Here is a 12,500-nt window from a genome sequence, read left to right as displayed (position 1 = left end):
TTTGAGAAAACATCTTAATTAAGACCCTTTAATCTTAGAAAGTAAACTTAAGTTGTTATTTGTCTCTACAAATAATTTGATAATAATTAAAAAAATAAGTCAAAATAATGTTTTAGATGTTTCGAAAAAGCTATATATAATAAAAAACTAAATCATTATGTTAAAAATCATCAGAGAATGAGGTCCTTAATGAATAACCGAAAAATTACAGTATATGTTAGAAACGCGAATATAACTCCATCTAGCTATTATCGAATTATTCAATATGTTGAAAAATTCGAAACGGACGTACTTATTAGAAATATTGCACCAGATAAACTATACGAATTATATCTCCAAGTTCCTAAAAACAAAAAAATATTACATGCTTTTTTAGGAATAATATATTATATTATTATGTTAATTAGAGTAACAACATTTTTATTAATTGATTTAGTGAATAAACCTGAGTATATAATCTTATCGAAGTCTTTTTGTCCTAGATATACTCCGTTCTTATTGAGAGTCCTTATTGATAAAGTAACTAAAAACACATTTTTTATTTGGGATTTTGATGATTATATATTTAATAGTGGTGAAATATCAAATTTGCAGGCAGAAATATTAATGAGAAACAGTTCCAAAATTGTTGTTACTAATGATTTTTTGAAGTCAAAACTAGGCACAAAGTATGAAAAAAAAGTAGATTTACTACCGACAACTGACGGAGATTTACAAGGTTTTTCTCAAAAAAAATTAGAAAAGAAAAGAAAAGAAACTTTTGATAATGAAATTAGATTAGTCTGGGTAGCAACTTCAGGAAATATCCCTCATTTAGTTAGCATTATTGAAGCTTTAGATGAAGCCTCAATAATACTTCATGAAAAACAAAAAAAACAGCTAGTTCTTATATGTGTGTGTAACAAATCTGTAGAGTATAAAACCAAGCATTTAAAATTAATTAATATGAAATGGACAAGAAGTTTAGCAAAAGAACAAATATATAATGCTCATATTGGAGTTATGCCTTTAAATAAAAACGACTACACTTTAGGTAAAGGTGGTTTTAAGTTAGTACAATATATTTCTACTTGTTTACCTGTAATTGGTTCAAATGTTGGTTATAATTCACAAGTGATAAATAATGAAACGGGCTTTTTAATAAATGACGAAAATAATAAAAGAGATTGGATCGAAGCTGTACTTAAATTAGGTAGTTCATTCGAAGTATGGCTGAATTATAGTAGAGGTTCATATGTCAATTGGACAGAAAACTTCTCCTATAATCATAATTTAAACTATTGGCTCAAAGTTCTCGGTATAAAATAGAAGAGTGGGTGGAGTGTGGAAGAATTAGTGAGAAATACTGAAATGGATAAAAGTGGTTATTATTCTAAATTACAAAACAAATCAAGGGTGAATCTATTTAATTATTTGATAACTCCATATCTATTTTTTTTGCTCTTTGGACCTAAAATCGGCCTATATTTTGATACTAGTATAATTGCAAGCTTATTTACTGTGATAATTGTATTATCACAGAAAAAAAATATAGTTTTTTATAAGAATTACTTTTCGTACGTAGTAGGCATTTTAATAATATTAATGTATTCGTTTTTTATGATGCTGTTAAATGACAATATTTTAGTTGTTCTAGTTGGAAGATATTTAAGAAGTATAATATCACTTATTTCTATTTGGACTATTTTTGCGGCCTCAAAAAAATCAAATGAAGCAATAATATATTCATTAATAAAGGTTCTAGCAATTCATGCTTTTTTAGTAATTGTTACAGCTTTTAATTTAGAATTACAACATATGTTATCATTGTTTACTGGATTCGACAAAAAAATTAGGCCTTTACGTTCTACAGGATTGATGATTGGTTTTGATATGGCAGGGTTACTTTGTGTCCTGGGATATATCCTATCATCTGCATTTCCTTATAAAACAACAAAAAAAATTAATTTAAGAATTATGATGATTCTTTTTATGGGTGGTACATTAGTAACATCAAGATTTTCAATTCTCATTTTGTTAGTAATCCTATTTTTGTTTATTATAAAAAACAGGAAAAACAAAAACAAAAAATTTGAAGTGAGGTTAGGTATAATCTTTATAAGTATTATAGCAGTGCCAGTTCTTTTGCTTTTCCTTGCTACTACAAGTATTGGGGGGAATCTACAAAATACGTTAAGTAATTACTTTCCACATTTTAATAGTGTTGTAAATGGTTTTATGGATTCTTATGCTGATACTAATATTGAAAGTACATTTTTAAATCACTTTAACTTTGACGGACTTAGTTTAACTAATATTATATTTGGAATTGCGGCAAATGTTAACCAAGATCCAGGATACACAACAACTATTTATTCAATTGGAATTATTGGCTTAACTTTGAGTATGATTTGGTATTTAAAGGTTTTTGTAGATACATTTAGAGTTAAGAATCAGCTCATAAAGCAAAAATATAATTTTAGAGAAATTAATTATATTAATCAAATTATTGTCATAATGATTTTAATTACATTCGGATTGTCCATAAAAAACAATTATTTTTTTACAGGAACATATTTTGAAATACTTGTAATTTTCATCTCATTATTATATAGAAAAATTACGAAAGAGAGGTGCTCCAATGAAACTTAAAGTAGGTTACTTAATTGTTCGAGAAGAAATTTTTTCTCCAATTGTAAAAACACAAGTTATAGATATACTTAAATCTGTAAATAGAGAGAAGTATGAAATAGTACTATTGTGGGCATGTAGATTAGATTACATGTTTAAAAAGAAAGAAGAATTTAATAAAGTTGCTGCCTATCTTGAAAGTTATAATATTAAAGTAATAAGAATACCTGTTTTAGTCTTGAAATTCCCACTATCAAAAACACAAATACATTTCCTTAAAATGCAACTCATCTATAGATTGAAAAAGATAATAAGAATCAATAATATTAATATTATACATGCTAGAGGGTATAATGCTGGATATATTGCAGCTAAAATTTGTGAAACAGAGAATTCCGTTAAATCTGTATTTGATGCAAGATCGCCTTATCTAACTGAGATAAATAGTACTTATAAGGTAAAAAAACATTCTAAAAAATATAAAACATGGGAGGAAATCGAAAAAATCATTCTAAAAAAATCTGATGTTTCAATTGCTACCACACACAACTTTCAAGATTACTTAGCAAAAAACTCTAATAATACTATAGTGATACCAAATAATGCAGAAGTGAAAAGTGAAAGTCAAATGACAAAATTGTGCAACGCTCAATCTAGAAAATCTATATGTTATGTAGGAAGCATTGGTTATGGATGGAATGACATTAGAGTATATGCAGCGTTTACTAAAAAAATTATAGAAAAATTTCCAGACATTAATTTCGAATATTATGTTATGGCACAGAATATTAATACTGTAAAAAAAGAGTTTAACAAAATTGGAATTCCAAAAGATAGATACATGGTTAAGAATGAATCGCCAGAAAAACTGCATAAAAAAATTGCTGGATGCTTATGTGGATTGCAAATAATGGCAAGACCAGACGTTAGAATGGGTATTAAAACAGTAGATTACTTATCCTCTGGTGTCCCGATTATATGCAATAAGAATGCGATAGGTGGTAAAGAAGTAGTAGACGAGCACGGTGTGGGGGTAAGTTTTAATGATGAAATTGATTTAAACGTATTCAACTTTATCGAAAAACAGCTTAAAGGTAATTCCGGTATGGCTACCAAATGTTTAAAAGTTGCCGAAAAAAACTTTTCAACAAAGAATGTGTCAAAAATGTACGAAAATTTGTATTCTAACCTATTTCAATAGAAAAAAATAGTTGGCTCAAAACAAATATGTTTGTAAACTATCTTTTGTTTTGATTTATAAAATTTTTGTACGTTATATAGTTAATAATGTTTCACTATATAACTCTCTTAGAAAAATCATCAATTTAACTAAGAGAGTTCAAATATTAGCTTTAAATAATCGACAAAATACTATTAATAATTTAGTTGCATCCGGACATGTTTTGAATAGTGAATTGAAGCGTTCTTACATCTTTAAATGTAGTCATTAATTTTTCTGGTCTGTTGAAAGGAAATAATTAAAATTGAAAAGATCAATCATTTGGTATGCTTTCAACTTGTATGCAGATACATTGGTTCGATATTTTAGTTAGTAGTTTTTAACTTTAAAAAACTACTTTACTTTTATATAAATCGAAGATACGTATTGATCATGATTAGTTCTAATTTTTTCTTCAATGACTTATTAACACACTCAAGGACTTTTTAAGCGTAAATGCATATCGCTTTTTTGTGTACTAGATACGATTGTTCTTTTAGGAATAATCTATTAAATCAGAATTGAAAAAAAAGAGAGATAAGGAGAAGATATGGGGAAATTAGCTTATGTAGTATTACATTATATAACAATTGAACTAACAAAAAATTGTGTTGACTCAATCTTAAAAAAAAGTAGAGATAACTATTATATTGTAATAGTAGATAATGGCTCTACCAATGGTACTGGGGAGAAACTACAAGAATTATATAAAGATAATAATGAAATAATAGTTATATTATCAAATGAAAATTTAGGATTTGCTAAGGGGAACAATTTAGGAATTGAGTATGCAAAAGATATTTTAAAAGCAGAATTTGTGTGTTGCCTGAATAATGATACATTACTGATACAAAATAACTTTCACGAACTAATAAAAAAAGAATTTAATAAATCAAACGCAGCTATAATTGGACCAGAAATTATTTTAAATGATGGTTCAGTCCAAAAATTTCCTGAAAAACTAAGAGGAATAGAGCACTACCGCAAAGAATTAGCAAAATTAAAAAAAGAAGATTCAATGAAAGATGTATTGAAAAATAAAATTATGAATATGAACTTTTTCGAAAAAATAATTATTTTAAGAAAAAAACACCTATATCGCGATTATAATAATCAAAGAAAAGAAAACGTAATAGTACATGGATGTTGTATAATTTTCACCCCTGCTTTTTTCGAAAAAATGAAAGGCTTAGACCCTAGAACGTTTATGTATCGCGAAGAAGCTATTTTGTTTGTACAGTTGAAGAAAAATAGGTTGAAAAGTGTATATCTTCCTAGTATAAAGATAAGACATTTAGAGGGAGTTTCTACAAATGCTGTATATAAAAAAAGTGATGAAAAAATAAAATTTGTAAGAAATACTAAGGCAAAATCAGTAGACGTATTAATTAGTGAAATGGAAGAAAGCATTACTAATTAAGCTTACAAATTAATGTTTGCAATTACAAAAAATAGGTATTCTATTTATTAGTTTCGATTGTATAAAAAGTTATAAATTAAAATGGTAATAGAAAGAGGGGTGGAAAATGGATAATAAGTTCATCAGTATTGTGAAGAGTTTTTCTTATGCAATATCTTCTAATTTAATTTCAATGTTAATTTCTGCCTTAGTAACATTAATTGTACCTAAAGTTATTGGGGTTGAAGACTATGGTTATTGGCAGATATATTTATTTTACGCTTCATATGTAGGTTTCTTGCATTTTGGTTGGAATGATGGGGTATACCTAAAATATGGAGGAATGAAATATAAAGAATTAAATAAAAAACCACTCTTTTCACAGTTTTGGACTTTATCAGTATTTCAACTATTTATTGCAATATTAGCCATAATCGGAATAAGCTCTGCATTTTCTTCGGAAAATGAAATATTTGTTTTTAGTATGATCGCTTTGAATGTGCTTTTTGTAAATACAAGAATATTCTTAATATATATTCTTCAAGCCACTGGTCGGATAAAAGACTACTCAAAAACAACAATTGTAGATCGAATAATATATTTTATTCTTATATCAGGATTAATACTATTGGGGGTGAAAAGTTTTTATCTACTTGTTTTTGCAGATTTGGTAGGAAAATGTATTTCATTAATATATACAATGGTTATGTGTAAAGATATAGTTTTTAGAAGAATCTCTGAATTCTATATTGATATTAAAGAAATCGTTGCAAATATTAGCAGTGGTAGTAAATTAATGTTTGCAAATATTGCGAGTAGCCTGATACTAGGTACAGTAAAATTTGGAATAGAACGAAGTTGGAGTGTGGCAACTTTTGGAAAAGTATCCCTAACTTTGAGCGTATCGAACTTACTTATGAAATTTATTATAGCAATAAGTTTAGTCATTTATCCTATTTTAAGAAATGCAAGAAAAGAACAGTTATCATCAATATATATGGGTATAAGGAATATTCTGATGCTAGTACTATTAGGGTCTTTGACTTTTTATTATCCGATAAATTTTCTTCTTTCTATATGGCTACCTGAATACGCTGAAAGTCTAGAGTACATGGCCTTGGTTTTTCCTATAATTATTTTTGAGGGCAAAGTCGGACTATTAACAAACACTTATTTAAAAACCCTAAGAGAAGAAAAATTATTACTAAAAATAAATGTTATAACTGTAATTTTAAGCGTTATTTCAACTATAGTAACGACTGTTCTTCTAGAGAACCTAGTTTTAGCAATGATTTCCATAGTGATTTTGCTAGCACTAAAAAGTATCATAGCTGAAAAATACTTATCTGGAATTCTAAGTATTGATGTCTGGTATGATATCGTTCTGGAATTAATTATGACATTTATTTTTATTTTCGTTGCTTGGAATATTAATGCATGGTTTGGAATGTTAATATATTTAACAGTATACATTTTGTATATTGGTATCAAGTTTAATGATTTTAGAGATACTTTTAGATTTATGAAAGCATTAATAGTAAAATAAAAAAATAAAAGGGAGTCTGTTCATATGAAAGGTATTATTTTAGCAGGAGGAAGTGGAACACGCTTATACCCTTTAACAAAATCAACTTCAAAACAACTTATGCCAATTTATGATAAGCCAATGATTTACTACCCGATGTCCATTTTAATGTTGGCAGGGATTAAGGATATTTTAATTATATCTACTCCGGAGGATACGCCAAGATTTGAACGATTATTTGGGGATGGATCCGAGGTAGGATTAAATTTGTCTTATTCTGTTCAGAAAGAACCAAATGGATTAGCTGAAGCTTTCATAATCGGGGAAGAATTTATTGATGGCGACTCAGTATGTCTGATTTTGGGAGACAACATCTACTATGGTGGCGGGCTTTCAAATATGTTACAACGATCTGCTTCTATAGAAAGGGGAGCCATTGTGTTTGGTTATCACGTCAATGATCCTGAGCGATTCGGTGTCGTTGAATTTGACGATGACATGAAAGCTTTATCGATTGAGGAAAAACCGGATCAGCCAAAAAGTAATTATGCGGTTACTGGGCTTTATTTTTATGATAATAAAGTAGTGGACATCGCAAAAAGCATCGAACCTTCTGATAGAGGGGAACTAGAAATCACGGATATCAACCAACGTTACTTAGAAATGGGCGAACTTGATGTAGAGGTTCTCGGACGTGGATATGCATGGTTGGATACGGGGACACATGAGTCTTTACTTGAAGCGAGTATGTTTATTGAAACGATTGAAAAACGTCAAAACTTAAAAGTCGCTTGTTTAGAAGAAATTGCATTCCGGATGGGGTATATCACGCGTGAACAATTGATTGAATTAGCCCAACCATTGAAGAAAAATGGATATGGACAATATCTATTACGAATTGCTGAAATAGACAGACAGGAGACTTTAAAATGGTGAATATAGTTGAAACGAACTTACAAGATGTAAAAATTATTGAAACTGCTGTTTTTGGAGACCATAGGGGCTTCTTCACGGAAAGTTACACGAAAGAGAAATTCCATAAAGCTGGAATATCTCATGACTTTATTCAAGACAATCATTCTCTTTCTGTAGAACCAGGGGTGCTTCGAGGCATGCACTTTCAAACACCTCCAAAGGCACAGACGAAACTGATCCGTGCAACTACTGGAGTGATTTACGATGTATTGGTTGATTTGCGCGTTGGATCTCCAACATATGGAAAGTGGGAAGGCTATATATTAAGTGAGTTCAATCACCGCCAACTCCTTGTTCCAAAAGGGTTTGCCCATGGTTTTGTGACGCTTACCCCGAATTGCAATGTGCAATACAAAGTGGATGAAGTGTATTCCAAAGAGAATGATGGCGGAATTTCGTTTGATGATTCAGAAATTGGAATCGTATGGCCGATGCCGATCGATAAGTTGGTATTGTCTGAAAAAGATATGCAACATCCGACTCTTGCTGAGTTAAACAACCCATTTGTTTATGGTGAAATTTAATGCTAGGAGCTATTGAAATGAAAAAAATCATTGTTACCGGTGGAGCTGGATTTATCGGCTCAAATTTTGTGCATTATGTAGTAAATAATCATCCTGAACTTCATGTAACTGTCCTGGATAAATTGACGTATGCTGGAAATAAAGCTAACTTGGCTGGCTTGCCAGCGGACCGCGTTGAATTAGTGGTTGGCGATATCGCAGACATGGAATTAGTCGATCGCTTAGTGAAAGAGACCGATGGCGTAGTACATTACGCGGCTGAATCGCATAATGACAACTCACTTAACAATCCTTTCCCATTCGTACAGACTAATATTATCGGGACCTATGCTTTGATTGAAGCGTGCCGCAAATATGATGTGCGTTACCATCATGTATCAACGGATGAAGTGTATGGCGACTTGCCGTTACGCGCCGACCTGCCAGGATACGGAGAAGGACCAGGGGAGAAGTTTACCGCGGATACGCCGTATAACCCATCCAGCCCGTATTCGGCTACCAAAGCAAGTTCTGACCTGCTGGTCAGAGCTTGGGTACGTTCATTTGGCTTGAAAGCGACACTTTCGAATTGTTCCAATAATTACGGTCCTTACCAACACATTGAAAAATTTATTCCGCGTCAAATCACCAATATTTTATCCGACATTCGTCCGAAATTGTATGGCGAAGGAAAAAATGTGCGTGATTGGATTCATACCAATGATCATTCGTCAGCGGTGTGGACGATTCTGACCAAAGGACGCATCGGCGAAACGTATCTGATTGGTGCCGATGGTGAAGAAACCAATAAAGACGTACTGGAATTGATTTTAGAGTTGATGGGTCACTCCAAAGACGCTTATGATCATGTTACGGATCGCGTGGGACATGATTTGCGCTATGCGATTGATTCCACTAAATTGCGTGAAGAATTAGGCTGGACACCTGATTTTACCAACTTCGAAGAGGGCTTAGCCGATACGATTCAATGGTACACTGACCATCAAGACTGGTGGCTAGCAGAAAAATCCGCTGTCGAAGCGAAGTATGCGGAAAATAATCAATAAAAAATAAAACGAGCAGAGGATAAAAAAGGTAGGACTTGTCCTATCTTTTTTTCTTAGAGGAGGTCAAGAGATGATTTTAATCACCGGTGGAACAGGGCAGTTGGGATCTGAATTACGAAAATTAGTAGATGAAAACAAAGTCGATTACGTAGCGGTTGGGTCTAAAGAATTGGATATTACCAATGCTAAAGCGGTAGACCAGTTTATAGCTGACTTAAAACCAAGTATTATTTACCATTGTGCCGCTTATACTGCGGTAGACGCGGCTGAAGACGAAGGCAAAGAGCGCAATTGGTTAGTGAATGTGCAAGGAACGAAGCATGTGGCGCAAGCTGCCGAAGCAGTTGGAGCTGAACTGGTTTACATCAGTACCGATTATGTGTTTGATGGGACAAAAGAAGGCGAATATAGTGAAGATGCGCCAACCAATCCTAAAAACGAATATGGTCGTGCGAAGCTAGCTGGCGAACAAGCGGTGCAAGAAATATGCAGCAAGTACTACATTGTTCGCACCTCTTGGGTGTTTGGAGAGTTCGGCAAAAACTTTGTCTTTACGATGCAACGCTTGGCACAAACGCACGACAGGTTAACAGTCGTCAGTGATCAAGTGGGGCGACCAACTTGGACAAGAACATTGGTCGAGTTTATGGTCCATTTGACTTCAGCGCATCAAGCATATGACATCTATCATTTGTCTAACGATGGGCAGTGTTCTTGGCATGAATTTGCGCAAGAGATTTTGAAAGATGAAGAGATGGAAGTTGCACCTGTAACTTCTGAAGAATACCCTCAAAAAGCTTATCGTCCAAGACATTCTGTGATGGATTTGACTAGAGCTAAAAATACAGGATTTAAGATTCCGAGCTGGGAAGAAGCATTATCTAGTTTTAAACATAATATAAATAAACTATAATAGTTATTTTTAAATTTCGAAAAATAAAAACTAGTTGGGAGAATAAGATGAATACAAAAAAAGTGTTGGTAACTGGAGCAGCGGGTTTTATTGGATATCATTTATCTAAACAATTAATTAATGAAGGTTACGAAATTATCGGAATTGATAATCTTAATGATTATTATGATGTGAACTTAAAACACAGTCGATTGAACAAGATAAAAAACGAAGAATTGTTTACTTTTATTGAAATGGATATTTCAAATAAAAAAAAAATAGAAGATGTTTTTCAAAAATACAATCCTAGTCTGGTTATTAACTTAGCGGCCCAAGCAGGGGTTCGTTATTCTATTGAAAATCCTGATGTATACATTCAAAGTAACATTATTGGATTTTACAATATTTTAGAGGCTTGTCGTCATCATCCAGTAGAACACTTACTATATGCTTCCTCAAGTTCAGTTTATGGATCTAATAAAAAAGTTCCATTTGAAGAAACAGACTTTGTCGATAATCCAGTATCTTTATATGCTGCAACAAAAAAATCTAATGAACTAATGGCGCATACGTATAGCCATTTATATAATATACCAGCGACAGGATTACGTTTCTTTACTGTATATGGCCCTATGGGAAGACCTGATATGGCATATTTTGGATTTACAGATAAGTACTTTAATAATGAACTTATCCAAATTTTTAACAATGGTGATTTTGACAATGATCTATACCGTGATTTTACATATATTGATGATATTGTGAAAGGTATTATTGGTTTACTCGGACATGCACCTATCAAAACAGAAGACAAGGCAGCTCATACTGTGTTTAATATTGGAAACAATAATCCTGAAAAATTAATGGTTTTCATTACTAGTTTAGAACAATCCTTAAGTAATTCTTTAGGACGAGAAGTAGAATTTGAAAAGATTTACGAACCAATAAAACCAGGTGATGTTCCTGCTACTTATGCTTCTACTGATAAGTTACAAAGGGAAATAGGATTTAAGCCTAAAACGACTATCCAAGAAGGTCTTCAAAAATTCACTGATTGGTATGTGAAATATTATAATAAAAAGTAAACTATGTGTATGGAGGTATAAACTTGAAAGCATTAATTGAGAAATTTCAAAGGATTTATGGTAAAGCTGATATCCGTGCAGTGCGTTCACCTTTAAGAATTTGTCCTATCGGAGCGCACTCCGATCATCAGCTCGGTCGTGTGACGGGGATGACGATAGATGCAAGTGTGGATATGGTATATTCACCTACAGATGATGGCTATGTTTGAGTTGAAAGTCAAGATTTTCCAGACAAAGAATATTTTCATATCGATCATGATTCAGAATACCTACCTGGTTTTTGGGGGAACTATATTCGCGGTGCAGTATTAGCTTTAAAAACAAGATTTTGTCTTGAAAAAGGGATTGAATGCAATTGTGAGCGGTAAGTTGCCAATCGGTGGATTAAGTTCTTCTGCGGCAGTAACTACAGCTTATTTGATGGCTTTATGCGATGTAAATGACATTGAAGTATCTAAGTTAGACTTAATTAAATACAGTCACTGGGTAGAAACGCAATTCATTGGTTTGAAAAATGGTATCTTAGATCAATCTGCCAATATTTTGAGCATGGACAACCATTTAATGGTAATGGACTGCAAAACTAATGACTATGAGTTGATTCAAAAAGGAGCAGATATGCCAGAATTTGAAGTCGTAGTTGTGTATTCTGGTATTTCAAAACAACTAATCAGCACCGACTTCAATAATCGCACTGATGAACTTCGCGTTGCAGGTTGGTTATTACAAGAGTTAAGTGGAATAGAGTTTACGCCTTCGTTGGAGAAAGTCCATTTACGTGACATTCCTGTGGAAGTTTATCTGCAATATAAAGAGCAACTCCCTGAGCGTTTTCGTAAACGTGCCGCACATTTTTATACTGAACAGGCTCGTGTAGAGCAAGGGTCAAAAGCATGGGTCGCTGGAGACATCAAAACCTTTGGTCAAATGATGTTTGAGTCTGGTGAAAGTTCGTTCTATCAATACGAATCTGGTATTCCAGAAATGAAAGATATTTACGATTTATTGCACGAATATCAGGGCGTTTATGGTGCACGTCCAGTGGCGCAGGCTATCGAGGTGCCGTTATTGGATTAATTAATCCGGCCTATAAAGAACAAATTAAAGCTAAAATCGATCAAGAATATCCCCAAAGACATCCTCAGCATAAAGATGCTTACGAAGTGAATTTCTGTAAGACTGCGGATGGAGCAGGTTTGGTAAAAGATTTGGAGGCGGTAAAATA

The 12,500-nt window shown here is 32.4% G+C and carries 12 protein-coding genes; all 12 read left to right on the top strand.

The genetic code is table 11. The features are described 5' to 3' along the window. Positions 1 to 189: 189 nt before the first annotated feature. The 12 genes from BM137_RS05990 (at position 190) to BM137_RS05935 (ending at position 12,352) form a co-directional block, all read left to right on the top strand. Complete coding sequence (locus tag BM137_RS05990) at positions 190 to 1,308, top strand: glycosyltransferase (protein ID WP_177192513.1); 1,119 nt, start codon at positions 190 to 192, stop codon at positions 1,306 to 1,308. 15 nt (positions 1,309 to 1,323) lie between these two features. Continuing rightward, the gene (locus BM137_RS05985; protein WP_092480262.1) at positions 1,324 to 2,631 is read left to right on the top strand and encodes a hypothetical protein; all 1,308 of its coding nucleotides are present in this window, start codon (positions 1,324 to 1,326) and stop codon (positions 2,629 to 2,631) included. Further along, positions 2,621 to 3,811, top strand: coding sequence for a glycosyltransferase (locus tag BM137_RS05980; RefSeq protein WP_092480261.1), 1,191 nt, complete (start codon positions 2,621 to 2,623; stop codon positions 3,809 to 3,811). Before BM137_RS05985 ends, BM137_RS05980 begins: the two co-directional genes overlap by 11 nt. A gap of 568 nt (positions 3,812 to 4,379) precedes the next feature. Next, positions 4,380 to 5,249 carry a glycosyltransferase gene (locus tag BM137_RS05975; RefSeq protein WP_092480260.1) on the top strand — a complete coding sequence of 290 codons (870 nt, stop codon included), beginning with the start codon at positions 4,380 to 4,382 and terminating at the stop codon, positions 5,247 to 5,249. Between the two features lie 106 nt (positions 5,250 to 5,355). After that, positions 5,356 to 6,774 (top strand): MATE family efflux transporter, encoded by a 1,419-nt coding sequence (locus tag BM137_RS05970; protein WP_092480259.1) that lies wholly within the window; start codon positions 5,356 to 5,358, stop codon positions 6,772 to 6,774. A gap of 24 nt (positions 6,775 to 6,798) precedes the next feature. After that, positions 6,799 to 7,689, top strand: a complete 891-nt coding sequence (gene rfbA, locus BM137_RS05965) for a glucose-1-phosphate thymidylyltransferase RfbA (protein WP_092480258.1) — start codon at positions 6,799 to 6,801, stop codon at positions 7,687 to 7,689. Beyond that, a complete protein-coding gene (gene rfbC / locus BM137_RS05960; RefSeq protein ID WP_177192512.1) occupies positions 7,683 to 8,252 on the top strand; it encodes a dTDP-4-dehydrorhamnose 3,5-epimerase in 570 nt (189 codons plus the stop codon). Before rfbA ends, rfbC begins: the two co-directional genes overlap by 7 nt. 17 nt (positions 8,253 to 8,269) lie before the next feature. Continuing rightward, the gene (gene rfbB, locus BM137_RS05955) at positions 8,270 to 9,298 is read left to right on the top strand and encodes a dTDP-glucose 4,6-dehydratase (RefSeq protein WP_092480462.1); all 1,029 of its coding nucleotides are present in this window, start codon (positions 8,270 to 8,272) and stop codon (positions 9,296 to 9,298) included. Between the two features lie 70 nt (positions 9,299 to 9,368). Beyond that, positions 9,369 to 10,211 (top strand): dTDP-4-dehydrorhamnose reductase, encoded by an 843-nt coding sequence (gene rfbD, locus BM137_RS05950; RefSeq protein ID WP_092480257.1) that lies wholly within the window; start codon positions 9,369 to 9,371, stop codon positions 10,209 to 10,211. A 47-nt stretch (positions 10,212 to 10,258) separates the two neighbouring features. Beyond that, positions 10,259 to 11,275: an SDR family NAD(P)-dependent oxidoreductase gene (locus BM137_RS05945; protein ID WP_092480256.1), complete on the top strand. Its 1,017-nt coding sequence runs from the start codon at positions 10,259 to 10,261 to the stop codon at positions 11,273 to 11,275. Between the two features lie 23 nt (positions 11,276 to 11,298). After that, positions 11,299 to 11,484 carry a galactokinase family protein gene (locus tag BM137_RS05940; RefSeq protein WP_177192511.1) on the top strand — a complete coding sequence of 62 codons (186 nt, stop codon included), beginning with the start codon at positions 11,299 to 11,301 and terminating at the stop codon, positions 11,482 to 11,484. A 124-nt stretch (positions 11,485 to 11,608) separates the two neighbouring features. Continuing rightward, positions 11,609 to 12,352, top strand: coding sequence for a GHMP family kinase ATP-binding protein (locus BM137_RS05935; protein ID WP_092480254.1), 744 nt, complete (start codon positions 11,609 to 11,611; stop codon positions 12,350 to 12,352). Positions 12,353 to 12,500: the final 148 nt, after the last annotated feature.

Origin of the sequence: Desemzia incerta (assembly GCF_900115825.1) — a bacterium.
In the GTDB taxonomy this organism is placed as follows: Bacteria; Bacillota; Bacilli; order Lactobacillales; family Carnobacteriaceae; genus Desemzia; species Desemzia incerta.
This window is presented reverse-complemented; position numbering and strand designations above follow the sequence as displayed.

What these genes read in the sequence shown, in the direction of transcription:
- BM137_RS05975 (WP_092480260.1), top strand. Translation starts at nt 4,380, where the DNA reads ATGGGGAAATTAGCTTATGTAGTATTACATTATATAACAATTGAACTA.
- BM137_RS05945 (WP_092480256.1), top strand. Translation starts at nt 10,259, where the DNA reads ATGAATACAAAAAAAGTGTTGGTAACTGGAGCAGCGGGTTTTATTGGA.
- rfbC (WP_177192512.1), top strand. Translation starts at nt 7,683, where the DNA reads ATGGTGAATATAGTTGAAACGAACTTACAAGATGTAAAAATTATTGAA.
- BM137_RS05980 (WP_092480261.1), top strand. Translation starts at nt 2,621, where the DNA reads ATGAAACTTAAAGTAGGTTACTTAATTGTTCGAGAAGAAATTTTTTCT.
- rfbD (WP_092480257.1), top strand. Translation starts at nt 9,369, where the DNA reads ATGATTTTAATCACCGGTGGAACAGGGCAGTTGGGATCTGAATTACGA.
- BM137_RS05970 (WP_092480259.1), top strand. Translation starts at nt 5,356, where the DNA reads ATGGATAATAAGTTCATCAGTATTGTGAAGAGTTTTTCTTATGCAATA.
- rfbB (WP_092480462.1), top strand. Translation starts at nt 8,270, where the DNA reads ATGAAAAAAATCATTGTTACCGGTGGAGCTGGATTTATCGGCTCAAAT.
- rfbA (WP_092480258.1), top strand. Translation starts at nt 6,799, where the DNA reads ATGAAAGGTATTATTTTAGCAGGAGGAAGTGGAACACGCTTATACCCT.
- BM137_RS05990 (WP_177192513.1), top strand. Translation starts at nt 190, where the DNA reads ATGAATAACCGAAAAATTACAGTATATGTTAGAAACGCGAATATAACT.